Annotated in this window: 19 protein-coding genes; 12 read left to right on the forward strand and 7 right to left on the reverse strand. The window is 62.3% G+C overall.

The window, feature by feature from the left end:
• Positions 1-37: 37 nt before the first annotated feature.
• Entirely contained in the window at positions 38-847 is an 810-nt protein-coding gene (locus BH682_RS04935; protein WP_075832276.1) for a COG4705 family protein, read from the forward strand.
• A gap of 26 nt (positions 848-873) precedes the next feature.
• On the opposite strand, the gene BH682_RS04940 is transcribed toward BH682_RS04935, so the two are convergent.
• Genes BH682_RS04940 through BH682_RS04950 form a run of 3 tightly spaced genes read right to left on the reverse strand, consistent with a single transcriptional unit; the run spans position 874 to position 7325 of the window.
• Positions 874-2289 (reverse strand): serine hydrolase domain-containing protein, encoded by a 1416-nt coding sequence (locus tag BH682_RS04940; RefSeq protein ID WP_232354232.1) that lies wholly within the window; start codon positions 2287-2289, stop codon positions 874-876.
• A 2-nt stretch (positions 2290-2291) separates the two neighbouring features.
• Complete coding sequence (locus BH682_RS04945) at positions 2292-5660, reverse strand: serine hydrolase (protein ID WP_075832278.1); 3369 nt, start codon at positions 5658-5660, stop codon at positions 2292-2294.
• Positions 5661-5714: 54 nt separating this feature from the next.
• Complete coding sequence (locus BH682_RS04950; RefSeq protein WP_042452661.1) at positions 5715-7325, reverse strand: ABC transporter substrate-binding protein; 1611 nt, start codon at positions 7323-7325, stop codon at positions 5715-5717.
• Between the two features lie 162 nt (positions 7326-7487).
• Here BH682_RS04950 and BH682_RS04955 point away from each other — a divergent pair, with 162 nt between their 5' ends.
• The 4 genes from BH682_RS04955 (at position 7488) to BH682_RS04970 (ending at position 11275) form a co-directional block, all read left to right on the forward strand.
• Positions 7488-8648, forward strand: coding sequence for a pyridoxal phosphate-dependent aminotransferase (locus BH682_RS04955; RefSeq protein ID WP_070162182.1), 1161 nt, complete (start codon positions 7488-7490; stop codon positions 8646-8648).
• Positions 8649-8712: 64 nt separating this feature from the next.
• Complete coding sequence (locus tag BH682_RS04960) at positions 8713-9318, forward strand: TetR/AcrR family transcriptional regulator (protein ID WP_003945736.1); 606 nt, start codon at positions 8713-8715, stop codon at positions 9316-9318.
• 55 nt (positions 9319-9373) lie between these two features.
• Positions 9374-10795, forward strand: a complete 1422-nt coding sequence (gene purB, locus BH682_RS04965; protein ID WP_058039170.1) for an adenylosuccinate lyase — start codon at positions 9374-9376, stop codon at positions 10793-10795.
• Positions 10796-10861: 66 nt separating this feature from the next.
• Entirely contained in the window at positions 10862-11275 is a 414-nt protein-coding gene (locus BH682_RS04970) for an HIT family protein (protein WP_075832280.1), read from the forward strand.
• A gap of 15 nt (positions 11276-11290) precedes the next feature.
• Here the strand turns inward: BH682_RS04970 and fes are convergent, their stop codons facing one another.
• On the reverse strand, positions 11291-12526 hold the full coding sequence (gene fes, locus BH682_RS04975; RefSeq protein WP_075832282.1) for an enterochelin esterase: 1236 nt from the start codon (positions 12524-12526) through the stop codon (positions 11291-11293).
• 66 nt (positions 12527-12592) lie between these two features.
• On the opposite strand from fes, the gene fepB reads away from it, so the two are divergent.
• The 3 genes from fepB to BH682_RS04990 all read left to right on the forward strand — a co-directional run bounded on the left by fepB (position 12593) and on the right by BH682_RS04990 (position 15672).
• Positions 12593-13588 carry a Fe2+-enterobactin ABC transporter substrate-binding protein gene (gene fepB, locus BH682_RS04980; protein ID WP_054188018.1) on the forward strand — a complete coding sequence of 332 codons (996 nt, stop codon included), beginning with the start codon at positions 12593-12595 and terminating at the stop codon, positions 13586-13588.
• A gap of 147 nt (positions 13589-13735) precedes the next feature.
• A complete protein-coding gene (locus BH682_RS04985; RefSeq protein WP_007734428.1) occupies positions 13736-15013 on the forward strand; it encodes a sensor histidine kinase in 1278 nt (425 codons plus the stop codon).
• Complete coding sequence (locus BH682_RS04990) at positions 15010-15672, forward strand: response regulator transcription factor (RefSeq protein WP_003945911.1); 663 nt, start codon at positions 15010-15012, stop codon at positions 15670-15672. The genes BH682_RS04985 and BH682_RS04990 overlap by 4 nt, the downstream gene beginning before the upstream one ends.
• 96 nt (positions 15673-15768) lie before the next feature.
• On the opposite strand, the gene BH682_RS04995 is transcribed toward BH682_RS04990, so the two are convergent.
• The gene (locus BH682_RS04995; protein ID WP_007734429.1) at positions 15769-16701 is read right to left on the reverse strand and encodes a tyrosine-protein phosphatase; all 933 of its coding nucleotides are present in this window, start codon (positions 16699-16701) and stop codon (positions 15769-15771) included.
• Between the two features lie 250 nt (positions 16702-16951).
• On the opposite strand from BH682_RS04995, the gene BH682_RS05000 reads away from it, so the two are divergent.
• The 3 genes from BH682_RS05000 (at position 16952) to BH682_RS05010 (ending at position 21146) form a co-directional block, all read left to right on the forward strand.
• Positions 16952-17986, forward strand: coding sequence for an ABC transporter substrate-binding protein (locus tag BH682_RS05000; RefSeq protein ID WP_081377449.1), 1035 nt, complete (start codon positions 16952-16954; stop codon positions 17984-17986).
• A gap of 155 nt (positions 17987-18141) precedes the next feature.
• Positions 18142-19035, forward strand: coding sequence for a phosphoribosylaminoimidazolesuccinocarboxamide synthase (locus BH682_RS05005; RefSeq protein WP_075832284.1), 894 nt, complete (start codon positions 18142-18144; stop codon positions 19033-19035).
• Positions 19032-21146, forward strand: a complete 2115-nt coding sequence (locus BH682_RS05010; RefSeq protein ID WP_075832286.1) for a S9 family peptidase — start codon at positions 19032-19034, stop codon at positions 21144-21146. The genes BH682_RS05005 and BH682_RS05010 overlap by 4 nt, the downstream gene beginning before the upstream one ends.
• A gap of 28 nt (positions 21147-21174) precedes the next feature.
• On the opposite strand, the gene BH682_RS05015 is transcribed toward BH682_RS05010, so the two are convergent.
• Positions 21175-21864 (reverse strand): response regulator, encoded by a 690-nt coding sequence (locus BH682_RS05015; RefSeq protein WP_003945570.1) that lies wholly within the window; start codon positions 21862-21864, stop codon positions 21175-21177.
• Positions 21861-23447, reverse strand: a complete 1587-nt coding sequence (locus BH682_RS05020) for a sensor histidine kinase (protein ID WP_075832288.1) — start codon at positions 23445-23447, stop codon at positions 21861-21863. The genes BH682_RS05015 and BH682_RS05020 overlap by 4 nt, the downstream gene beginning before the upstream one ends.
• Positions 23448-23566: 119 nt before the next feature.
• On the opposite strand from BH682_RS05020, the gene BH682_RS05025 reads away from it, so the two are divergent.
• Positions 23567-24979 (forward strand): cation:dicarboxylate symporter family transporter, encoded by a 1413-nt coding sequence (locus tag BH682_RS05025; protein WP_075832290.1) that lies wholly within the window; start codon positions 23567-23569, stop codon positions 24977-24979.
• The last annotated feature ends 130 nt before the right edge of the window (positions 24980-25109 follow it).

Below are 25109 nucleotides of genomic sequence, written 5' to 3' on the forward strand. Positions count from 1 at the left end.
AGCTTCCCTTCAACAACCAGGTGCCACGCTGGCCGACATGGCGTTCACGCGTGAAATGGCGAGCAAGGTCCCAGAGGTCACACTGTACTTCTGGCTGATCAAGATTCTGGGCACGACGGTGGGGGAGACTGCCGCGGATTCACTCGACGCGGATCTAGGTATCGGACTGATCGGCACCGCTGCGTTGACTTCGGTGTTCTTGGTCGTCGCGCTGATCATCCAGTTCACGCGGAAACAGTATGTACCGTGGATTTATTGGCTGGTGGTAGTTCTGATCAGCGTAGTCGGAACGCTCATCACCGACATTCTGACCGACGATCTCGGTGTACCGCTCGAAGTGAGTACGGGAGTCTTTGCGGTTGCCCTGGCCGCTACGTTCGGGATCTGGTTTGCCAGTGAACGGACGTTGTCCATCCACAGTATTCGCACGCCGAAGCGCGAAGCGTTCTACTGGTTCGCCATCCTGTTCACATTTTCACTGGGAACGGCGGCAGGAGACTTGATTGCCGAACAGGTGGACCTGGGGTATGCGAAGTCTGCTGTGTTGTTCGGCGTCGTGATCGCCGTAGTGGCCGCCGCGCACTTCGGCCTGAAACTCAATGCTGTACTTGCATTTTGGATCGCTTATGTTGTCACTCGTCCATTGGGAGCGTCCATCGGTGACCTGTTGACCCAAGACCGAGATGAGGGCGGCTTGGGATTCGGGCCGACGGTGGTGAGCATTGTCTTCACGATCGTGATCGTCGCGCTGGTCGCCTTTCTCACTGGCACCAAAGTCGATGTTCTGCCAGAACCGAGCAATGAACGGCAGCCCGCAGACGCACAAACGGGTGACGCGGTCCCGTAATCGGACCGCGTCACCCGTCTAGAGGATCAGGCCACTCGCTTGGCGGTGCGGCCGCCGAATTCGAGCATCACGGCGCGACCGGTGTCGTCGGTGACGAAGCGTCCCAACGCCCGGGTGGTGTCGGCGCGCGCAGCGAAGTCACGGTCGTTGAGGAAGGCGATCGGGATTGCCGGCGGCCAGACGATGTCCTCGTATTCACCGAGATCCTGCGCGCTGCCCATCCGGATGCCGATTCCCTCGTCACCGGGGGCGACGGTCATCGTCAGTGAGCCGGCCTGATACTTGCCCAGGACTGCGTCGACGGCAGCGGGTTCGGGCTCGACCACGTCGAGGGATGCCGGCGTGGGTAGTTCAGTGAGGTTGGCCATGCACCAGTCGACGATCTTCTTGCCGATTCCGCCGCCGAGGGCGTTGGTCAGCACGGTGACGGCGAAGTTCTTCTCGGGCACTGTCATGAACTCGGAGACCTGGAGGTTGCTCACGTTTCCGCCATGCCGTACTACCTGCGTGGTTCCGTATCGAGTCAACAGCCATCCCAGGCCGACTTCTTCGAACATCATCGCGGCGGGACGCTGCGGCTTCTGCATCAACAACCGGGTGGACTCGTCGAGTGGCTGTCCTTCGCCGGGGTGTTCGCCAGACAGTGCGTAACGTGCCCAGACGAGTTGGTCTCGCACCGAGGACCACATTCCGCCGCAAGGGATCATGCCGCGGTCCAGTCCGGTTTCGTTGGACACGAACGGCACACCGTCGCGGATGTAGTGACCGAGTGCGAACCGGTGGGTCATCACGTCCCAGGACAGGAAGGCCGAGTTCTTCATTTCGAGGGGGTCGAGCACGCGCTGCTTGACCAGCTCTTCGAAGGTCAGTCCGCTGATCTTGGCCACGACATGTCCGGCGAGAACGAATCCGGAGTTGCTGTAGGAGAAGACTTCTCCGACGGGAAATTCTTGTCGCAGTTCGTTCAGCCGTGAAACCGAGCGTCCCAGGGCGTCTTCGCCCCAGCCTGCCGAGAGGCCCGCGTCGCCGGTGAATCCGCCGGTGTGGGTGAGGAGGTGACGCATCGTGACTGTGCGCGTGGCTGTTTCGTCGGCGAAGGTCAGTTCGGGGACGTACTCGACCAAAGGGGTGTCGAGATCGAGTAGGCCGTCCTCGACGAGTGCCATCGCGGCTGTTGCGGCGAACACCTTTGTGGTGGAGCCGATCATGAACATCGTCTTGTCGGTGACCGGGAGTTGGGTTTCGACGCTCTCGATGCCACTGGTGACGACGATGTCCTTGTCGCCGTGAACGATGCCGACCGAGACGCCGGGGATGTTTGCCTCGACCCTCCACTGATCGACGAGTTCTTGAAGCTGTTCTTGCATCTTTGATTCCTCGAGTTCGCTGGCGTTCTGTGTTTCGGCGTTCTGTGTTTCCGTCATCGTATGTGTATCGGTCATCGTCACGCGTTAACCCGTGGTAGGAAGCGGAATCCGACGTACACTCCGTCTCGGTGCGGCCGTACCGTCGTCCAACCCGCGGCCCCGGGTTGACGGGTGGTCCAGGTCCCCGGGATCTGCGACGGTACGAGAGTGGCTACCGTTGCAGGCTTCTTCGGAGCTGTCTCGTCTTCCTCGGGATTCGGGATTACGTCGCCGATGACGGTGATCACGGCCTCGTCAGCGGACTCTCCACGACGGAACTCGATTGCTATTCCGCCCGAGCTGTACTTTCCCAGAACCGAATCCGGAATCGACTCCACACTCGCGGGGTTCGGGGCGAGGGCTTGCGGAGGTTCGAGTCCGACCAACGCGGCCGCGGCTTCGGTGAAGAGATCACGGTAGAGGCCGTCGGCCTTGCCGCCGCTGGTCAGCAGTGCGATCGCGACATTGTGGCGGGGGAAGATGCGCAGATACGCGTGCTGGCCGATGGTGCTGCCGTCGTGCCCGAAAATCTCTTCGCCCGACCAGGTTTCGTGGAACCAGCCCAAGCCCCAACCCGACTTGTCCGGGAACAGTTCGCTGATGTCGATTTCGGGTGTGCGCATCGCGGCGGCTGACTTTTCCGACACGATCCGTACGCCGTCGACGCTCTGTCCTTCGAGAAGACCGAGTTCCGCGAACGTGAGTAGATCTCCGATGCTGGCAGTGATGCAACCCGCGGGCCCCATCGAGCGCGTGATCGGCCAGACGGGCATCACGACGGAGTTCCCCGTATGACCCGCTGCCACAGAGTATCTCGGTGTATCTCCGGTCAACGTGAGTGTGTGCGCGAGGCCGAGCGGATCGATGATCCGCTCCTTGAGGATGTCGTCCCAGATGCCGCCGCGAAGAACCTCGACGATACGAGCTGCAAGGACGTACGCGGAGTTCGAGTACGCGAAGCCGTCCTCGAGTGGATGAACCTGACGGAAGTCACGCAGGCCCTCGACGTAGCGTTCGACGACGTCGTCGCCGCGACCCTTGTCGATGAACAGGTCACCGTCGATTCCGTTGCGATGGTTCAGAAGTGCGCGAACCGTGATGCGGGCAGCTGTTTCCTCGTCCTGCAGTGCGAAATCGGGCAGAATCGACCGGACGGTCGCGTCCAGGTCGAGCAAGCCCTCGTCGACCAGCTGCATGACCAGCATCGCGGTCCATACCTTGGTGATGGATCCGATCTGGAACAGGGAGTCGGTGGATACCTCGACCCCGGTGTCTGCATTGATCACGCCGGAAGCCACCGTCGTACGGGTGATTTCCTTGCCGTTGGAATCGAGTGTGAGAATACCGAATTGAGCACCGGTGACGCCGTAACGCTCACACAGTACGTCCAGCGAACGCTTCCACGCGTCGGCTCCGGCAGACGCGTTGGCCAGGCCGGTCTTGGGCAGCTTCGCGGAGGTGTATCGCTTGACCCATTCGATGAGTCGTGTGCTGTAGTCGATTCGGTGCGAGATCGAGCCGTTGACGAGGAACCCGTGGCTTGCACCGGGATACGCCACCAGACGGGTGGGTACGTGCTGCTGGCGCAGTGCGGCGAACCAGGCCTCGGCTTGACCCAGCGGGCACCGCTCGTCCGACTTTCCGTGCAGGATCAGCGTCGGGGTCACCACGTTCTTCACGGCGGCGAGCGGTGAGGCTGCCAGGAGCCCCGCGGAGTTCTCGGGAACAGTCGTGCCGGTGGCGAGTGACGCGAGGTGCGGACCGAAATCGCAGACTCCGGCCATGGCGTTGAAATCGCAGATCAGCCCGCCGGCAACCGCAGCGGCAAAACGATCCGTCGCGGACGTCAGGTGACACGTACTGTATCCGCCGTAGCTGTACCCGGTGATCGCCAGACGGTCCCCGTCGACAAGTCCCTCGGCGACAAGCGCGTCGATCGGCTCGAGGAAGTCGGCTTGGTCGGAGGTACCCCAGGCGCCGTTGACGGCGTACATGAAGTCTGCGCCGTACCCGTCCGACCCACGTGGATTGAGGGTCAGGATGCGCCAACCCTGGGCGGCGAGAACCTGGTGGGCGGGGTGATAGGTATCTGCAACGCCGGTCCACGCGTTGTGCGGTCCGCCGTGAATGTCGAGCAGAAGGGGTGCGGCACCACTGGTTTCGGGAGCGGACAGCAACCAACCATGCACGGTGCGGCCGTCGGAGATGGTGAACTCGCGTTCCTCGGCGGCAAACAGTGTCACCTCGGGGAGTGCTTCTGCGGTGAATTTCGTCAGCGTGGTGACCGCGCCGCTGTCGAGATCGACGAGTGCGACCTCGCCGAAGGACTGCTGCGTGGTGACGATGACGGAGGCGACGCGGGCGTCACGGGCAACGGAGAGCGCCGAGACGACCTCGTTGGGATTGGCGACGAGGGATCGAGAGGTGCCGGTTTCGATGTCGGCCGCGTACAGATGCGTCCATCCACGATCGCGTAGGCAGAACACGATTTCGTCGCGAGTATTCGACAGTGCCGGTGTGCCGCCGGGGTAACCGGGTGCACCGGGCATCACGTTGCGATCGAGATGAGCTGTGAGGGTGACGTCGACCGGTGTCTCGGTTGGGCCGGGGACGGACAGCCGGATCAGGTCTGCAGTTCCGACACGGACCTCGGGAGTGCCGATGGCGACGACCGAATCTCCCTGCGGATGCCACAGTGTGGAGCCCTGCACTCCGGTGGCATGACCGAGTCGCTGCGGGGGAACCGACAGATCGTCGACGAGGATGCGGTAGGCGCTGAACGTGAGGTTCAGATCGCTGTCCGGTTCGAGATTCGCGGTGAAGGCAAGGGCCGTGCCGTCGGGCGACCAGGACGGAACGTCGGCATTCCAATCACCGTCGGTGAGCCGTCGAACTGCCTTCGTCTCCAGATCGACGGTGTGAAGGTGGCGACGGAAGGTGCCGAGCCAACCGGCACCGTCCACCTTGTATCCGAGTCGGTCGGTGACGATGGGAGCATTCGGATCGGCGGAGTCCGAGCGTGAGACCACAGCGGCGAACGCGATGGCATTTCCGTCCGGGCTCCAGGCTGCTGCACCGGCGCCGAGGGGGAGTGATGCTGATGTGGTGAGAGTTTCGGCCTCGCCACCGGCGAGCGGGATCAGGTGCAGCTGCGCGGAGTCGCCGACCTTACGCAGGAAGGCAATCGAGGTTCCGTCCGGAGAGAACCGAGGGGCAGAATCGGCGGGCCCTGCGGTGAGGCGGCGAGCCTGGGAATCGCGGGACACCGCCCAGAGCGATGTAGTTGCCTTTCCGGCAACAATTTCCGAGCGAACGAAGACGACCACGGTGCCGTCGGGAGAGATTGAGGTCTCAGTGGGTGTGACCACACGGTGGAGGTCGTCGAGAACAAATGGACGGTCAGTCATGTAGATCCTTCGAATCGGAGAAATAGATGCAGACGTAAAGCTTTGTCTTCCGGCTTATTTCAGAACGCGAATGCCAGGGCCGGCCAGGGTGCCGCCAACTGGTGCATACAGGGCCGTTGCGCCGTTGAAGAACATGAAGTTCGGCGACGTGGACACCGGAATGACGTCGGACGAGGTGAACAGTGCTTGTTCCGCTTCCTTCCACACCGAGCAGGATTCCTGCCCGGGCAGAACCGAGGCCTTCGCCGCCAGTTCGGCGTACTTTTGATTGTCGATCGATGCGAAGTTGACACCCGACGGTGGGGTGGGGCCGGCGAAGTACGGAACGAAGATGCTGGGGGTATCGCTCTGGACGGTCAGTCCGATCGAGATCGACCATGACGTCAGGTCTTTCGCTGCGAATGTGTTGGAAATGATGAAGTTGTTGTCACCACCACGAAGCTCTACCTTCGCACCGAGCTCCTGCCACTGCTTCATCGCGTATTCTGCTGCTGCAGAGGTGGTGTCGCGGTAGTTGGCAAAGATGACCGTCAATTGCAGCGCTTGACCGTCCTTGGTCAGGACACCGTCGGATCCGGGCTTCCAACCGGCGTCCGCAAGAGTCTTTTTCGCAGCGGCCATGTCGAACTTCGGAACTACACCGGTGACGCTGTCGAAGTCACACGCCCGCGGATCGACTACTGCCAGTGCCGTAGCTCGTGAGCCTTTGCCACCGGTGTTGATGTCCGTGTAATCGTCGAGATCGATCGCTTGCACGAGTGCGGTGCGTACGGCTTCGTCCTTGGTGGGGAGAGCCGCATTGTGGTTGAAGATGAACTGTCCGCTCAGGGTGTTGGACGTCATCGACTCGAGGCCTGAAGCTTCCACACGTTCGATATCCGCGCCGGCAACCGGGGCCGCGTTGACCGTTCCGGTGAGGACGAGATTCGCCGTCGTCGCGGCGTCGGTCACGACCTTGATCGTGACCGTCTTGGGCACTCCGAGCGTGTCCGACGTGGTTTCGCCGTTCGGCCCCCAGTTGTATCCGTCGCGGCGTTCGAGCGTGACGTGATCGTTGGCCACTACTTCGGTGATCTTGAACAGTCCGGTTCCGTTGCTGCTGCCTCGAACACTGGCAGGGTCGTCGAGGGCTGCCTGGCACGCCATCTTGAGAGCGCCGATGCGCTCGAGGAGGAAGGGCGCGGGTTCCGTTGTCTTGATCGTGAGCTCGTCACCATCAGCGGTTGCTACCGCAGTTTCGGGTACGGATGCTCCCAACCACGGCGAGCCGTTGGTCGTGTCGACGACCCAGTTGATGTTGTTTGCCGCTGTCTGGGCAGTGAAGGTCGTGCCGTCTTCACACGTGATCCCCTTTTTGAGGGTGAAGTTCAGCGAAGTTCCGTTCTCGCTCCATTTTTCGGCCAGATACGAGCCCGCTGCGCGGGTTTTGGGGTCGATGGCCAACAACGAGTCGTTCGTATAGCTGTTGATCGCCTGCGTGGCAGTCAGATTGGTGATCAGGGGATGAAGGTTGCCGGGATCGGTGTTCACGATCGTGGTGAAACTGCCGTCCTTCGCGTAGTCGCCGGAAGAATTGCCGCCAGGATCAGAGGTGCTTCCGCACGAGGCAACCGTGAGAACGCCGATCGTGACCAGAGCCGCAGTGGGCACTGAGCGAGCTTTCATCTGATGCACCTTTTGATCGAAGGAAGTCGTTGATCAATGTTGCGCGAGGGACGTGGCCCAGGTCTCGTTGAATCGACTCATGCTGAGCGCCTGAATCTGTCGGATCGTCACAATGGGTGGCCGTCGTTTCTTGCCGCACCACGGTTCGACTACCGTCGGAGTGTGCGCTCAGAATCTCGTCGATCAGATATCCAGACGTTCCATGTCATGGATGTATGGAAGGCCGCGACCGAACGTCAGCGGACACATGGTGACGTCCTGACCTTGGCGGCAGGTCAACCGTCGACGCCCGCGCCGGCGCCGGTGCTACGTGCGACGCGAGAGATTCTGGGCACCGAACTACTCGGGTATACCGAGACTTTCGGGATCCTGCAGCTACGCGAGGCTATTGCGCGCTACCACAGCGAGCGATCGGGAATCGCCGTCGACGCCGAAGACGTGGTGGTGACGACCGGTTCGTCCGGGGCGTTCACCTTGCTCTTCCTGGCCGCGTTCGACGAGGGCGACACCGTGGTGGTTGCTCGACCCGGATATCCCGCGTACCGCAATACCCTTGCCGCTCTCGGCTGCAACGTCGTCGAACTCGACTGCGGGCCGGCAACTCGATACCAGCCGACAGTGGAAATGCTCGAGGCTTTGCCGTCGCCGCCTGCCGGTCTGATCGTCGCGAGCCCGGCAAATCCCACGGGCACGGTGATCTCGCCCGAGGAGCTCGCTGCATTGGCGACGTGGTGCGAGCAGCACGGAACTCTTCTGATCTCGGACGAGATCTACCACGGCATCGGATACGGCGATCAGCACACGTCGAGCGCCTGGGAGACCTCACGCGAATCCGTCGTGATCGGCTCGGTGTCCAAGTACTTCTCGATGACGGGTTGGCGACTCGGGTGGATGTTGGTGCCGACCTATCTTCGGCGCCCGCTGCAGAGACTCGCGTCGAACATGACCGTGTGTCCGCCCGCGATCTCTCAGTACGCCGCCGTCGAGGCGTTCTCGGACGAGGCGAAGGTCGAGTTGGACGGGCACGTTCAGCGGTACGCCGTCAATCGTGAACTGTTGTTGACCGGGTTGCCGAAACTGGGCATCACCGAGTTGGCTCCCGCCGACGGTGCGTTCTACGTCTACGCGGACATCGGCCATCTGTGTGGCGACGAGGGCGCCACCGCGTGGTGTGCCCGGTTGCTGACAGATACCGGGGTCGCGCTGGCACCTGGAATCGATTTCGACACCGTCCACGGAAACCGGATGGTCAGACTCTCGTTCGCGGGTGCGACAGCCGACATCCAGGAGGCACTGACCCGCCTCGAGAAGTGGCTCGGGTAACAAACAGCAGGGTCTTCGAGCTGTTTCGCCATGCGGAGGTGCCCTCTGCTGGCACGATGTCGTGGTGTCTTCTGCAGCTACGCCCAAGGGCGAACGACGTCGCCAAGCTCTGGTGGCGTCCGCTGCTGAACTTTTGCTGGAGGGCGGGTTCGACGCCGTTCGTCACCGAGCGGTGGCAACCAGAGCTGACCTTCCACTGGCTTCGACGACCTATTACTTCGACTCACTCGACGATCTGATCGCGTGTGCCGTCGAGCTCAACGGCAACGCCGACATGGAAGCGATGCGCGCCAGAGTGGCTGCGGTGACCCAACGTCGGCGGGGCGCGGAATCAACCGTCGAACTGTTGGTCGAGCTGCTGCTCGGAGACGAAGAGAAGCGGCCGGAGAGCCGCGAGCGTTTGATCTCGCGCTACGAACGATTTGTGGCATGTGCCCGTCATCCCGCACTTCGTGACGTGCAGTTGCGCCTACGAGCCCAGCTCGACGACCTGTTGACCGATGCGCTTCGACGCTCGGGCCGGTCGGCTCCCGAGGGGCAATTGCGCCGTCTTGTCGCGATGGTCGACGGTGCGATGATCACGGCTCTGGGGGAGTACGACCCGGACCCACGGGGGTTGGCCAGGGGAATGCTCTTGGAATCGATCGACGTGATGGCGCCGCCGGTCTAGCTCGGTCTCTATCGGGGGTAACGGCACTGCTTGGCCCCCGTTAGACTGAGGCCTCGTGAGCCGCATCCCGAATGTCCTTGCCAACCGCTACGCCAGCCCGGAGCTCGTTGCTCTGTGGTCTCCCGAGTACAAGATCGTGCTCGAGCGTCAATTGTGGGTGGCGGTGTTGCGTGCGCAGGCAGAGCTGGGCATCGACATTCCGGCCGACGCCATCGACGACTACGAGCGTGTCATCGACAACGTCGACCTCGAGTCCATCGCGGACCGCGAGCGGGTCACCCGCCACGACGTGAAGGCACGCATCGAGGAATTCAACGCACTTGCCGGGCACGAGCAGGTCCACAAGGGCATGACCAGCCGCGACCTCACCGAGAACGTCGAGCAGCTGCAGATCGTGCGTTCTCTCGAACACGTCTACAGCCACGGCATCGCCGTTGCCGCCCGCTTGGGTGAGCGCGCTGCCGAGTACTCGTCCATCGTCATGGCCGGCCGCTCGCACAACGTCGCAGCTCAGGCCACCACCTTGGGCAAGCGTTTCGCTTCGGCCGCCGACGAGCTGCTGGTTGCACTGACGCGTCTGCGCCAGCTGATCGACCGGTACCCGCTTCGTGGGATCAAGGGCCCGATGGGGACCGCTCAGGACATGCTCGACCTCCTCGACGGCGATGCGGCCAAGCTCGAGCAGCTCGAAGCGAAGGTTGCGGAGCACCTCGGATTCGCTCACGTGTTGACCAGCGTCGGCCAGGTGTACCCGCGTTCCCTCGACCACGACGTCATCTCCGCGCTCGTCCAGGTCGGCGCGGGCCCGTCGTCGTTTGCACACACGATCCGCCTGATGGCCGGCCACGAGTTGGTCACCGAAGGCTTCCAGCCCGGCCAGGTCGGCAGCTCGGCGATGCCGCACAAGATGAACACCCGCTCGTGCGAGCGAGTCAACGGACTTCAGGTGATCCTGCGCGGATACGGCTCCATGGCAGCCGAGCTTGCGGGTGCACAGTGGAACGAGGGCGACGTCTTCTGCTCCGTCGTGCGCCGCGTCGCGCTCCCGGACGCGTTCTTCGCGATCGACGGCATGTTCGAGACCTTCCTGACCGTGCTGATCGAGATGGGCGCGTACCCGGCCGTCATCGAGAAGGAACTGACCAGGTATCTGCCGTTCCTCGCCACGACGCGCGTGCTCATGGCCGCCGTCCGCGCCGGCGTCGGACGCGAGACCGCACACGAGGCGATCAAGGAGAATGCCGTCGCAGTTGCGCTGGCGATGCGTGAAGAGGGCAAGGAGCCCGACTTGCTCGATCGCCTTGCCGCCGACGACCGTTTGCCGCTCGACCGCGTTGCACTCGACGAGGCCCTGGCCGACAAGGCTGCTTTTGTCGGTGCCGCTTCGGCTCAGGTCGATGCCGTTGTCGCCGAGGTGCAGAAACTTGTCGACGCCAACCCCGAAGCTGCGGCGTACGCGCCGTCGCCGATTCTGTAAGGGCTACGCCCCGTGCGCCTTTTCGGTGGTCACCACTACCGAAAAGGCGCACAGGGGCCGGAGACCATGGACTGCATCTTCTGTTCCATCATCGCCGGTGAGGCCGAGGCCAGCGTCGTCTACGACGACGCGAATGTCCTTGCCTTCATGGATATTCGGCCGTTCACATCCGGCCATCTCCTGGTCGTGCCGAAGCGCCACGCCAGTGGATTGTCCACGCTCGATCCCGACGACGGTGCCAGGATCTTCGCCGTCGCGCAGAAGATCGCCGCGGCGATGCGTACCGGACCTCTCCCCGTCGACGGAGTGAATCTGCACCTCTCCGACGGAGCTGTTGCGGGGCAGGAAGTCTTCCATGTTCATCTGCACGTCATTCCGCGAAATCGCGACGACGGCTTCGGCCTGCGTGCACTACCTCGCACGCCCAATCGGGCAGTTCTCGACAGCACGGCTGCCGTCATTCGCGGTGCACTGAACTAGCGGTGCCAGCCAGTTTCAGGGACTGCCGATCAGTTCGACAACGGAGTCCAGAAGGACACTGCGCCAGCACAACCAGTCGTGGCCGCCGTCGAAGATCCGACACGATACTTGCGCTCCTGCGGCCTTCAGTGCCTGTGCGACCGCTGCGCTGTGCCCGACCATGTCGGACTCGTGCTTACCTACTTCGAGGACAACGCGTAATCCGTCCGGTACGCCGTCGCGCTCGATGCGTGCGGCTATGTCTCCACCCGGCGGGCCGTTTTCCCCGCGCTTCAAGCCGGTTGGCCACCAGAACGAACCGGACCCGCTGGCGACCAGCGCGAAGTGTTCGGGGAATTCGAGTGCTGCGAACATCGAAGCCAGGCCGCCGAAGCTCTGCCCCGAGACCACCGTTCGCGTTCGATCAGACGAGAAAGGTGTGACGGCGCGCACCTGCGGAAGCAGTTCGTCGACGACTGCACTCCAGTAGTCGCGGTTGCACGGCAATTCCTGCGAACGGCGTTGATTGTCAACGGAATCGATGGCCAGCAGAACGCAGGATTTCAGTTTGCCGGTCTGGACCGCACGATCGAAGGCGGCGCCTGCCGGCATGACCTCGGCCCAGTGACGCCCGTCGAGAAGTATCACGAGCGGCCGTTCTTCGAGCGGTGTCAATCCGTCGTCCACGGTCTCGTAGATCCACACCGGCCGCTCGACGTCCAAAGTCGAACTAGCCCAGGTGAGCTGTACCGACTTCCTGAAAACTGGAGCATCCCACCCGAACTGGACCGGCGCCAAGGGCATCTCGGCGACGGAACGCCTTGTGTCCACACCTGCGGAAAGCGGATTGAGTGGGTCGGCAATTCGGTGCTCGAGCAACCCCAACCAGCGTGTGCGGCGGGTCGAGTCTTCCTTGCCTGCTCCCGGATAGTCGAACTCGTCGACTACGGACTTCGGTACCGGGATGATGCTGTAACTGCTACGCCAGGTGTTCGAGACTTCGGCGGTGTAGAACCACACCGGACTGTCTCCGAGTCGCTGCATCACGCTGAGTTGTTCTGCGTGATGGTCGGTCAGCGAATTTGCATCCAGGTAAACGCGCTCGACCTCGGTCTCCTCGGGCTGACGCCAGAGGAACGTAACTCGAACAGTCTGTGTATCAACGCTTTCGATGATCGGCGTTCCTTGTTGCACTATCCGATTCCAGGACGTCTCGATGTCGGGCGAGGCTGCGAGGGTAGCGGACAATTCGGTCACCGCCTGAGTTAGCATGAGCGCAGCCTAACCTAATTTGATGGGCTTTTGAATTCGAGGAGTGGTCCGCCAGTGGGCGTCACAATGAAAAAATCACGCACCCTGAAGGTGCTCTCCGCAGTCTTGGTGGCAGGGTTCGCCCTCGTCGGTTGTAGTTCTGCGGATGCCGATTCCGATGCTGACTCAGCTGCATCGCAGGGTAATTGGCCGCGTACCGTGGAAACGCCGAAGGGGCCGGTGGAGATCACGTCGAAGCCGGAGAGGATCGTCTCGACCAGTGTGACGCTGACGGGCACGCTGTTGTCGATCGACGCTCCGGTGGTGGCTACCGCATCGACGGGACCGAACACCGACGTCTCGGATGCGCAGGGGTTGTTCACACAGTGGGGCGACATAGCAGAAGAACGCGGACTCGCAGTGTTGCCGATGGGCGGTGCGAACGCGGAATCCGTTCTGGCGCAGAACCCGGACCTGATCGTCGTCTCGGCAACTGGAGGTGACTCCGTCGTCGATCTGTACGAACAGTTCACGGCCATCGCGCCGACAATCGTGGTGGACTACGGCGGAAGTAGTTGGCAGGAAGTCGCCGCTGTGCTGGGTAAGGCGACAGGTCTCGAAGACAACGCGGCGGCCACGGTCGCGAAGTTCGACAGCGCAGTAGAGGCCGCGAAGGCCAAGATCACACTTCCCCCGCAGCCGACCACTGCGCTGGTCTACTACGAGGACGGCAGCGGTGCCAACATCTGGACGCACGAGTCGGGGCAGGCGAAGTTGCTCACGGCGATGGGTTTCACGGTCGCCGACATTCCCGAGTCCGCGAAGAGCAGTGAATCCATGGGTAAGCGCAAGGACATCATTCAGGTCTCGGCGGAGAACCTCTACGACGGTATCTCGGGCAACACCCTGATCTTGGTCAGTGCCGACGACGGTGCGGTGAAGGCGGTCGAGGCACTTCCACTGTTGGCCCAGCATCCGGCAATTCGTGATCACCACGTCTATGCCGTGGGTCTGGACACCTTCCGTCTCGACTACTACAGCGCAACCAACATGGTGAACCGGTTGGTCGAGCAGTTCAGCTGAGCCATAAGTACTAGGCCTTTCACCTTCAACTAGTGCTTTGGTAGGAGCCGGGAATCGAACATTCCCTTCACGTTCGCCGAATGTGGGACCAAGTGGTGCGCGCATGCCACCATGAACGTCAATCATCGGATGCGGAATGGGGAGTGGATGTTCGACTCGGCTGGTCAGAATGCCCCGGGGCAAGCCCTGGCATCGCGAGGGTGGGGACGTTTCAACCTGAACAACCCGGCCACGGCGGCCGTGATCGTCGGCCTGCTGAGTGTGCCGTGGGTGTTCGGTCTCGCCAGTCTCAAGACTGAACCCGAGACGAGCAATCGAGTGCTGAGCGATCCGGGAACCGTCGTCGGCATCATGGGTTTCCTGACGGTGTTGACCGTTGTGGCGTGTGCGCGCCGGCGGTACCCGATCGCGTACTACCTCCTGACGTTGGCAGGATCCGGCGGATTGATGCTCTTCCTCGGCAGTCGATCGCTGGGGGCCACGCCGCTTTTCTGGTTCGCGATCATGGCAGTGTCCATCCGAGTGACAGGCATGCGCCTGGTCGGACTGCTGGTCCTCGGAATGGCGATGGACGTGATCTTGGCGATGTATCTCACCGAACGGGACGGGCTGACGGTCGCCGAGGTTCAGGTGGGGGAGTTGCCTCACTTGTTCCTCGAACCGGCGGCAAACACCGTCACGAGTTTTCTGGTCGTCGCAGCCATGGGAAAGATCGTCGCGCGCCTGCGAAAACAAGCAGTGGAGAACAGTCAGGCAGTAGCGGATCTGCACCGGGACCGCGAACGCAAGATTGCGAATGCCGTTGTTGCCGAACGGCAGGACATGGCACGTGAACTGCACGATGTCGCTGCCCACCACATGACCGGCATGATCATCCAGGCTCGTGCCGCCGACAAGTTCTTCTCGAGCAATCCCGAACAAGCACAAGCCCTTCTGGGGGGCGTCATCGAGCAGGGTCAGCGGGCCCTCAACAGCTTGCGGCAGATCGTGGGGATACTTCGCCTGGGTGAGGAAGACCCCGATTTCCCGACGCCCATGGTCTCCGACATCGACGAGTTGGTGGACGACTGCAAGCGCACCATCTCGTCGATCTCGTTGGAGAAGGTCGGCCGCTTCGACGACCTGGACAGCGGAGTCCAGTTGACGTGTTACCGCATCGTGCAGGAGGCGTTGTCGAACGTCCTTCGCCATGCGCCGGGTAGCGAGTCCAAGGTGTGTCTGAGTCGAGAAGCCGGTGCGGTGAGGGTACGGGTGGTCAATACTCTCGGGAATGCTCGCCCGGCCTCCGACGGGCAAAACCTCGGAATTGTGGGAATGCGCGAACGCGCGACGCTCATGGGTGGTCAACTGGACGCCGGACCGAATTCGGAAGGTGAGTGGGCTGTGCAGGCACTGGTGCCGGTGAACGGGAGGATCAACGCATGATCGATGTCCTTATTGCAGACGACCAGCAGGTGGTACGGCAGGGGTTCGAGCTGTTTCTCTCCGGTCACCCCGAGATTCGCGTCGTCGGGCATGCCAAGACGGGAGTCGAGGCGTACGAGCAGGTGCGTGCACTGCGTCCGGACGTCGTGCTGATGGATATCCGAATGCCGCACGGCGACGGGTTGACTGCGACCCGGGAGGTCCTTGCCGAGTTTCCCGGGACCCGCGTCATCGTGATCACCACGTTCGATCTCGACGAGTACGTTTTCGAGGCGCTCGACAGCGGTGCCGCAGGGTTCTTGCTCAAAGACGCCGATCCCGAAGAGCTCTCGTCGGCAGTGTTGACCGTGGCCGAAGGTGGCTCGGTGCTCTCGCCGAGATTGACGTCGAGACTGATCGTGGAGTTCGCGAGGCGCAAGCCGGCACCGATGTCCACGGCGCGCTCCGGATCGGATCACGGTCTCAGTGCGCGTGAAATGGATGTGGTGCAGTTGCTGTCACAAGGCTTGGGAAACAACGACATCGCAGATTCCCTCAGCCTCGAACAGAGCACGGTGAAGTCGCACATCAGCAACATCTGCAAGAAGCTGCAGGTGCGTACCCGTGTGCAGATCGTCATCTGGGCGTACCGAAACAACGTGATCGCCGTATCGCGCTGACGCACGGGACGCTGCGGCGCATCCGCCGCGGCACGGGCAGAGAAGTACACGTGCCCCGGGTCCGATCCCTCGTCGAACCCGGGGCATCCGTGCCACTCAGCCCAGCAGTTTGGCTTTGAGCGTCATGACAGTCGCCGGGCTCAGACCCAGGCCCTCGGTCAGGTACCGATCGACCGACCCGTAGGTCTGGTCCAACTGGGCGAGACCGGCATCGAGATAGCTTGCCTCGACACCCAACAGAGGCTCCATGTTGACGGCCATCTGTTCGCCCAGGCTCGCCGCGATGCCCGCGCGCGTGGCCTTCATGCCTTCGGCTGTGTACTCGTTGGTCAGCAAGTAGTCGTTCATGATCACCGAGCGGTCGACACCGGCGATACTCAGCAGCAGAAACGACGTCCAGCCGGTGCGGTCTTTGCCTGCGGTGCAGTGGAAGACCTGTGCACCTTCGGTTTCCGCGAGACCCGTGAGCAACTGCGCGAACCCGGCTCGCTCCGTCGCTCCGGTGACGAAGGCGCGGTTCATGTCCTGCATCATCGATCGTGAGTCCTCGGGGGACTTGATCTTCGCGATCATCTCGGCGATGTTCCCGGACAGGATCGGAATGTTCTCGTACGCAACCCCGTCGGGCAAGACATCGGGCTTACTGGCGATCTCGGGTTCAGTGCGCAGATCGTAAACCTTTGTCAGTCCCAGCTTTTCGAGATTGCTCATGTCATCGCCCTTGGGCGTGATCGCGTTCGCGCGGTAGAAGACTCCCTTGTTCACGGGCAGGCCGAAAGTCCCCGAGTATCCGGCGCCGGTGCCTGCGACGTCGCGGAAATTGTCGATCCCGGTCAGCCGCGGCGCATCTGGGGTCTGCTCGGAACTGCCGAGGTTGCTGGATCCGAAATCCAGCGAGCCGAACAGCGGAGCCGAGGGGCCAGGTTCGGCCTGCGCGATCGAGGCGCCGAAACCGGTGATGAGAAAGCTACTGGTCAACGCAATGGCCGCGGCAGACCGTAGTGAGCAGGTACGGGTGGATCGGGACATGTGTGAGCCCTTCGTCGAGCGGAGAGAGTGGCGAGTCGATGAGGTATCGCGAAGGCAAGGTAGCGAGTTCGCGTGTCCGATTCGAGAGGAATCTTGCTTTGCTCCCTCTCAGTGGGAGGCGTGCTGCTGTGAGCGTGGGCGGCTCGGGAGGCGCAGTTCATTCCTCGGGAGCTGTGTTTGTGTAAAGGTCCAGTGCCCTGATATTGGTTAGCCTCACCAAATCAATTCCGGAGCAGTCCGGTGCGTTCAGATGGAGTTCAACATGCGGGTTCAAGGTCTGTCGCGGTTTCGCCGCGCAGTGGTGATCGGCGCAGCAGCTGCGCTGGCGGTCGGCGTCGCCGGCTGTAGCAACTCCGAGGAGGCGTCGTCCGAATCGTCGACGACAGCCGCGAGCTCGCAGACCCGTGTCTTCGAGGCACAGAACGGATCCATCGAGATCCCGAGCGACCCGCAACGGATCGTGGCCTGCGGATACGCAGTTCTGCCGCTGATTCAGGCGGGAGCGAACCTGGCAGCAGTATGTGAGTGGACCCGTGAACTCGGCAACATGGACGACAAGACCAAGGCCGCTTACGAAGCTCTGCCGAAGGTCGCACCCGACGGCAACGTCTCCCAGCTCAACTACGAGGGAATCGTCGCTGCCGAGCCCGATCTGATCATCATGGGCGTTCCCGCTCGAGTCGAAAGCCAGCTGGACATGGCGCAGCTCGAGGCGGCCGCTCCCGTCGTCTTCCTGGGACCGACGGTTCCTGCTGATTGGCGAGTGCTGGGCGAGCAGTTCGCCGATGCCGCGAATGTCTCCGACACCTACGGCGAGTTCAAGGACGACTACGACGCCAAAACCGCCGAACTGGCCGCGAAGTACAAGGACAAGCTCGGCTCGTTGACCTTCGGCGGCGTGTGCAACGTCTGCAAGCCGGAGGCCGGCACCTTCTCACGCGAGTACGCGTCTTCGTACACGACCAATCTCTTCGACGGACTCGGACTGCAGTTCCCCGGCACCCCCGCAGACCCCGCCGACATCCACGTCGAACAGGTATCCATCGAGAAGATCGGCGAAAATCTCGGAAATGTCGACGTGATCGTCTACGGCCTCAACGCCGACGGCTCGATGTCTCCGCAGTTGCAGGAGCTGGTCAATTCCGAGCTGTGGAAGGAATTGCCCGCAGTGAAGGCCGGCAACGTCGTCCAGGTCCAGCATTCGCTGGCCGCGACCTATCAGACGGCTCTTCTGACGCTGGATTCGATCGACGAGGGCCTGTCGAAGCTGCCCGCAAACCAGTAGTTCATCGACTGTGACGGTGGCCTCTCGCCTGCTGGCGAGGGGCCACCTGCATATCCGGATGAGCAGGGCGGACAGCTCTCCGATCGGCGAGGACGCTTACCTGTCCCGGCTACCGGGGTTCTGTACGAACTGCGAACGCCCGATAGGGTGACCGGGTGCGTCCTACACTTGATTCCTACACTCATCTGGCCGGTGGCAAGGTCCGTGACCTTTACACGATCGACGACGAGCATCTGCTGCTTGTCGCGAGTGATCGGATCTCGGCCTACGACCACGTGCTCAGCACGCCGATCCCGGACAAGGGTCGCGTGCTCACCGCGATGAGCGTGTTCTTCTTCAACGTCCTCGGTGGCACCAACCACCTGGCCGGCGAGCCCGACGACGATCGCATCCCGGAAGAGGTTCTCGGCCGCGCTCTCGTGGTGCGCTCCCTCGACATGGTTCCCGTCGAATGCGTCGTTCGTGGCTTCCTCACCGGCTCCGGCTTGGTCGACTACAACAACACCGGCGCAGTGTGCGGCGTCGCGTTGCCCGAGGGCCTCGTCGAGGCCTCGCGTCTGCCCGACCCGATCTTCACCCCGGCGTCCAAGGCGGCTCTCGGGGATCACGACGAGAACATCAGCTTCGATCAGGTAGCGGAGAAGGTCGGCCAGAAGCTGGCAGTGCAGCTTCGCGAGGACACTCTCGACGTCTATGCCCGCGCCTCCAACTTCGCAGCCGATCGCGGAATCATCCTTGCCGACACCAAGCTCGAATTCGGTCTCGACTCCGCTGGAAACCTCGTGCTCGCCGACGAGGTGCTCACCCCCGACTCGTCGCGCTACTGGCCTCTCGAAGGCTACGAAGCGGGCAAGGTGCAGCCCAGTTTCGACAAGCAGTTCGTGCGCGACTGGCTCACGAGCCCTGAATCCGGCTGGGACCGTAGCTCGGACACGACACCGCCGCCGTTGCCGCAGGAGATCGTCGACGCGACCCGTGCACGCTACATCGAGGCGTACGAGCGCATTTCCGGTCTGTCCTTCGACGATTGGGTCGGTCCCAGCGCATGAGCCTGATCCCGCCGGTCGCAAAGAAGGTCCCCACCGAACGTACCCATCACGGACACACGTTCGTCGATGACTACGAGTGGCTGCGGGACAAGGACAACGCCGAGGTAGTCGCATACCTCGAAGCCGAAAACGCGTACACCGACGAGCAGACGGCCGCGCTCGAGCCGTTGCGCGAGAAGATCTTCCAGGAGATCAAGTCGCGGACGCAGGAAACCGACATGTCGGTGCCCACTCGCATGGGTAAGTGGTGGTACTACTCGCGCAGCGTGGAAGGCAAGTCGTACACCGTCCAGTGCCGGTGCCCCATCGCCGGTGAAGACGACTGGACTCCGCCCGACCTGACGCCCGGCGTCGAGCTGGCCGACGAGCAGATCCTCATGGACGGCAACGTCGAAGCCGAAGGGCACGAGTTCTTTTCGCTCGGCGCGTTCTCCATCAGCGAGGACGGCACGTTGCTCGCGTACTCGGTGGACATCGTCGGCGACGAGCGGTACACCTTGCGGTTCAAGAACCTCGAGACCGGTGAGATGCTCGCCGACGAGATTCCCGATACCGCGCCTGGCGCCACCTGGGCGATCGACCACAGTCACGTCTTCTACATGACGGTCGACGACTCCTGGCGTCCGGACACGGTGTGGCGTCACAAGCTGGGAACGCCGCAGAGTCAAGATGTTTCGGTGTTCCACGAGCCCGACGAACGGTACTGGGTTTCGGTGGGGTCCACCCGCAGTGAGAAGTACCTGATGATCTGGGTCGGTTCCAAGGTGACCAGCGAAGGCTGGATGCTGGAATCGGCGAACCCGGAAGGCGAATTCCGCGTCATCATCCCACGTCGCGAGGGCGTCGAGTACGGGGCCGAGCACGCCGTGATCGGGGGAGAGGACCGTTTCCTCATTCTCCACAACGACGTCGTCGACGGCATCAAGGCCGAGAACTTCGTGTTGGTGGAAGCTCCCGTGTCGGATCCGACGAACATGACGACGCTGATCGAGCACAGCGCAGACGTTCGGCTGGAAGAAGCCGAAGCCTTTGCCGGACACCTCGTCCTGAGCTACCGACGCGAGGCGCTCACTCGGGTTGCCGTGTGGCCGTTGACGGATGACGGCTACGGCGAACGCCACGAGATCGACTTCGACGAAGAACTCTTCAGCATCGGCATGGGGTCCAACCCGGAATGGGCGCAGCCCACCATCCGGCTCGGATTCACCTCATTCATCACTCCCGGGCAGGTGTACGACTACTACGTCGCCAGTGGTGAACTGGCACTGCGTAAGTCGCAGCCCGTTCTCGGAGACTTCGATGCGAGTAACTACGAGCAGCGTCGCGACTGGGCAGTAGCCGACGACGGAACCCGCATTCCGCTCTCGATCGTGAGGCGCGTAGGTGCGCCGGAAGGTCCCGCGCCGCTGCTGTTGTACGGCTACGGTTCCTACGAGGCGAGCATCGACCCGTCGTTCTCGGTTGCCCGCTTGTCGTTGCTCGATCGCGGTGTCGTCTTCGTCGTCGCACACGTGCGCGGCGGCGGCGAGATGGGCCGTCACTGGTACGAAAACGGCAAGACGCTCACCAAGAAGAACACCTTCACCGATTTTGTCTCTTGCGCAAAGCATTTGATCGACACCGGTGTCACGTCGGCCGACCGGATGGTTGCCGACGGCGGTAGTGCAGGTGGATTGCTGATGGGCGCTGTCGCCAACATCGCTCCGGAACTGTTTGCCGGCATTCTCGCCAATGTTCCGTTTGTCGACCCGTTGACGTCGATTCTCGATCCGTCGCTGCCGTTGACGGTCATCGAGTGGGACGAATGGGGAGATCCGCTGCACAACAAGGACGTCTACGACTACATGCGCTCGTACAGCCCGTACGAGAACGTGGAAGCCAAGGACTATCCCGCCATTCTTGCGATCACGAGCATCAACGACACCCGTGTTCTGTACGTGGAGCCGGCCAAGTGGGTCGCAAAACTGCGCGCCACCAAGACCGGTGATGCTCCGCTACTTCTCAAGACCGAGATGAGCGCCGGACACGGCGGTGTCAGCGGTCGGTACGAGAAGTGGAAAGAGGTCGCGTTCGAGTTCGCCTGGGTGCTGGACACCGTGGGTGCGAACTAGCTCCGGTGTCAATCTGGTTCTGCGTCAATCAGGTTCTGCGGTAACGAACTTGAGGGCGCCCAGCGCGCCCGTACTCGGTCTCCCGGGTGAGCATGCCGTCGTCTGCCAGCTTTTCCAGGTAGCGCCAGGCTGTCACCCGGGACACGCCGACCGATGCTGCCACCTCTGCAGCGGTCACGGGTCCCTCAGAATCCCGGACAGACGCTGCGACGAGTCCGAGTGTTTGAGACGCAAAGCCTTTCGGTGCCGCTGCTCGATCGTCGGACGTTCGTAGCGCAGACATCGCGCGGTCGATGTCGTGTTGACTGACCGCAGACTCTCCAGCGGGAAGCGCTGCACGATATTCGAGGTAGCGCTCGAGCTTGTCGCGGAATGCTGCGAAAGTGAACGGCTTGAGAAGATAGAGGACGATCCCGCGAGCCACGGCGCTTCGGACCACCTCCAGATCGCGCGCCGAGGTAACCGCGATGATGTCCGGACTGGGCCGCAAACCGCCCAGGGCGGAAGCCACGTCGAGACCGCTGGCGTCGGGCAACCCGATGTCGAGCAGGACCAGGTCGATGGGCTGGTCGGTGGCGTTGGCCGCCGTAACTGCACGCACGGCGGCGTTCCCGGAATGAACCACGCCGTGGACCACGAATTCCGGCACACGCTCGACGTACGAACGGTGCGCCTGGGCGATCAACGGTTCGTCGTCGACTATCAGCACACGGATCATCGCGGTGCTTCCGCCTCGCGCAGCGGGATACGGACAACCAGCATGGAGCCCATCGCCGGCTCGCTGGTGAGCGTGCCGCCGTGCCGTTTCACAACTTGAGAGACCAGTGCGAGACCGAGTCCGCGAGAGCCGGATTTTGTGGAGTAGCCACGGCCCTTGGCCTTTTCGAGTGCTTCGGGTGTCATTCCCGGGCCGCTGTCGGCGACGGCAACAACCATCATCGAATCCTCTTCCATTACCGTCACTTCCACCCACGGAGACTCGCTCGCGCGCGATGCGTCAATAGCATTGTCCACGAGATTGCCGACCAGCGTGACCAACTCGCGTGCATTGAGCGAAGGAACCGGACCGAGCGCGGTGTCTTCGGTGATGGTCAGGTCGACCCCGCGTTCGGCCGCTTCACTCATTTTCCCGAGCAGCAGTGCGGCGAGCGCCGGCTCGTGGACCGCATTCATCAGACGATCTATCAACTGTTGGGACACTCGCAATTCATTGGTGGCGAAGGCCACTGCGTCGTCGTTCCGGCCCAACTCGACCATCGTGATGATCGTGTGCAGACGATTTGCACTCTCGTGGGCTTGCGATCGAAGCGACTCGGCAAAACTGCGTACCGAATCCAATTCCCCGAGTACGTTCTGCAATTCGGTGTGATCGCGAATTGTCAGCACGGTGCCAATTCTGTTGCCCTCCCACTCAACCGGGTGTTGGTTGACCACCAGCACACGCTTGTCGGTGAGGTGCACTTGATCCTTCGCGGGAGAGGCGTCGTCGACTCGCATGGTCTCGGGGATGGACGAAAGTGGCACGGGCCCGTCCGGTAGATCGAGGAGGCGACGCGCTTCGTCGTTGACGATATCCACTCGCGCATCTCTGCTTCGGCCTCGCCCGATCACCACCAGACCCTCACCGATGCTGTGCAGGACGGCGTCGTGGTGTTCGTACATGGTGCGCAGTTCATCCGGCGCCATCCCCAGGGTCTGTCGCCGGATACGCCGACTCACCAGAAGTGAACTCAGGAGGGCGGCAAGAAGACCGCCGCCGGCAACGAACAGGATGACCGGAACACTTTGGGCGAACTGCTTGCTGATCTGCTCGCGGGTGACACCGGCAGAAACCAGACCGACCAGGGTTCCGCCGGAATCGTAGACAGGAGTGACTGCGCGGATCGACGGCCCCAGCGACCCGGCGTACGTCTCTGTGAAGGTCACGCCGGCAAGTGCGCGGTCGATGTTCCCGGTGAAGAGTTGACCGATCAGCTCCGGGCTCGTGTGGGTGAACCGAGTGCGATCAGGCGCCATCACCACGATGAAATCGACGCCGGTTGCCTGTCGGATCTTCTCGGTCTGTGGTTGCAGAATCGCGGTCGGGTCCGGACTCGTCAGGGCTGCCGCCGTCGAATCCGACAGGGCGAGAGTCTGCGCTATCGAGCTCACCTGCCTGCGGATCGCGTCGTCGCTGTCTCGGCGTTCGTCGACAACTGCGAGCGCGGCCCCCACGCCGATGACCAGCGCTAACAGCGCCAATTGCAGGAGCAGGATCTGCCTGGCGACGCTCATACGTCGGCCGGTCCTTCGTTCGACCATCGAGCGCCTCCTGAACGTAATGAACACAAACTTCCGGGCCCACCTGTTTGCAACAAGAATTCTCCACGACTCGAAGTGATCCCGATCACTTCACAGATATCCGATCCAAAGGACACCCCATGAGCAGCACGGCAACAGGGACAGTAGACGGTTCCCCACAGCCCGAGGGCACCAAGGCAAAGCGCGACAAGACGCATTGGCTCTACATGAGCGTCATCGTCGCGGTCATCGGAGGCATCCTCGTCGGTTGGCTCGCACCTGAGTTCGGTAAGTCCGTCGGTGTACTCGGCACGTTGTTCGTCAGCCTGATCAAGATGATGATCAGCCCGGTCATCTTCTGCACCATCGTGCTCGGCATCGGCTCGGTTCGAGCGGCAGCCAAGGTCGGCAAGGTCGGCGGCCTCGCACTCGCCTACTTCATCGGGATGTCCACCATCGCACTCGCGATCGGCCTGGGCGTCGGCAACCTGCTCAACCCGGGCAGTGGCCTGAACATCACGCCCAATGCGGCCTCCGTGGCCAAGCTTGCAGATCAGGCCCACAGCGAGGGCGGTACCTGGGACTTCATCGCGTCCATCATTCCGACGTCGATGCTGTCCTCCCTCACAGCCGGCAGCGTGCTGCAGACTCTGTTCGTCGCCCTTCTGGTCGGCTTCGCGATCCAGTCGCTCGGCAAGTCGGGTGAACCGATCCTCAAGGCCGTCGGATACATCCAGAAGCTCGTGTTCAAGATCCTGACGATGATTCTCTGGCTCGCCCCGATCGGTGCTTTCGGCGCCATCGCCAGCGTCGTCGGCCAGACCGGTCTGAACGCCGTCGTCCAACTCGGAACCCTGATGATCGGCTTCTACCTGACCTGCCTGATCTTCGTTTTCGGTGTTCTCGGAACGCTGCTGCGCGCGGTCACCGGATTCAACATCTTCAAGCTGGTCAAGTACTTGGCCCGTGAGTACCTGCTCATCTTCGCCACGTCGTCCTCCGAATCGGCACTGCCGCGTCTGATCGCCAAGATGGAGCACGTAGGCGTCGAGCGCACCACGGTGGGCATCGTCGTTCCCACCGGCTACTCGTTCAACCTCGACGGCACCGCGATCTACCTGACGATGGCCTCGATCTTCATCGCCGACGCCATGGGACAGCCGCTCGCCTTCGGTGAACAGCTCTCGCTGCTGGTGTTCATGATCATCGCCTCCAAGGGCGCTGCGGGAGTCAGCGGCGCCGGTCTGGCCACGCTGGCCGGCGGACTGCAGAGCCATCGCCCCGAACTTCTCGACGGCGTCGGACTCATCGTCGGAATCGACCGCTTCATGTCGGAAGCGCGAGCGATCACCAACTTCTCGGGCAATGCGGTCGCGACTCTCCTGGTCGGCGCGTGGACCAAGACGATCGACAAGGAACGCGTCATCGAGGTGCTCGACGGGAAGATTCCGTTCAACGAAGCCACGATGCTCGACGACGAGGACGAAGAAGAGCAGCACAAACTCGAAACGGCTCCGACCGGCACCAAGCAGTCATTTGTGAGCCATCACTAGATACTTCCGCGCTGCTGAACGTTTGACCGCACAGCAGGCGCGGAACCCGATCTACGATCAGTGATCCTGGTCGTAACGATGAAAGAGACCGCCGCACCAACCGTGCGACGGTCTCTTTCTGTTCGTGGGT

This window comes from Rhodococcus sp. YL-1 (genome assembly GCF_001942025.1).
Taxonomy (GTDB): Bacteria; Actinomycetota; Actinomycetes; order Mycobacteriales; family Mycobacteriaceae; genus Rhodococcus_F; species Rhodococcus_F qingshengii.

What these genes read in the sequence shown, in the direction of transcription:
- BH682_RS04935 (WP_075832276.1), top strand. Translation starts at nt 38, where the DNA reads ATGGCGTTCACGCGTGAAATGGCGAGCAAGGTCCCAGAGGTCACACTG.
- BH682_RS04940 (WP_232354232.1), bottom strand. Translation starts at nt 2,289, where the DNA reads ATGACCGATACACATACGATGACGGAAACACAGAACGCCGAAACACAG.
- BH682_RS04945 (WP_075832278.1), bottom strand. Translation starts at nt 5,660, where the DNA reads ATGACTGACCGTCCATTTGTTCTCGACGACCTCCACCGTGTGGTCACA.
- BH682_RS04950 (WP_042452661.1), bottom strand. Translation starts at nt 7,325, where the DNA reads ATGAAAGCTCGCTCAGTGCCCACTGCGGCTCTGGTCACGATCGGCGTT.
- BH682_RS04970 (WP_075832280.1), top strand. Translation starts at nt 10,862, where the DNA reads ATGGACTGCATCTTCTGTTCCATCATCGCCGGTGAGGCCGAGGCCAGC.
- fes (WP_075832282.1), bottom strand. Translation starts at nt 12,526, where the DNA reads ATGCTAACTCAGGCGGTGACCGAATTGTCCGCTACCCTCGCAGCCTCG.
- fepB (WP_054188018.1), top strand. Translation starts at nt 12,593, where the DNA reads ATGAAAAAATCACGCACCCTGAAGGTGCTCTCCGCAGTCTTGGTGGCA.
- BH682_RS04985 (WP_007734428.1), top strand. Translation starts at nt 13,736, where the DNA reads ATGTTCGACTCGGCTGGTCAGAATGCCCCGGGGCAAGCCCTGGCATCG.
- BH682_RS04990 (WP_003945911.1), top strand. Translation starts at nt 15,010, where the DNA reads ATGATCGATGTCCTTATTGCAGACGACCAGCAGGTGGTACGGCAGGGG.
- BH682_RS04995 (WP_007734429.1), bottom strand. Translation starts at nt 16,701, where the DNA reads ATGTCCCGATCCACCCGTACCTGCTCACTACGGTCTGCCGCGGCCATT.
- BH682_RS05000 (WP_081377449.1), top strand. Translation starts at nt 16,952, where the DNA reads ATGGAGTTCAACATGCGGGTTCAAGGTCTGTCGCGGTTTCGCCGCGCA.
- BH682_RS05010 (WP_075832286.1), top strand. Translation starts at nt 19,032, where the DNA reads ATGAGCCTGATCCCGCCGGTCGCAAAGAAGGTCCCCACCGAACGTACC.
- BH682_RS05015 (WP_003945570.1), bottom strand. Translation starts at nt 21,864, where the DNA reads ATGATCCGTGTGCTGATAGTCGACGACGAACCGTTGATCGCCCAGGCG.
- BH682_RS05020 (WP_075832288.1), bottom strand. Translation starts at nt 23,447, where the DNA reads ATGGTCGAACGAAGGACCGGCCGACGTATGAGCGTCGCCAGGCAGATC.
- BH682_RS05025 (WP_075832290.1), top strand. Translation starts at nt 23,567, where the DNA reads ATGAGCAGCACGGCAACAGGGACAGTAGACGGTTCCCCACAGCCCGAG.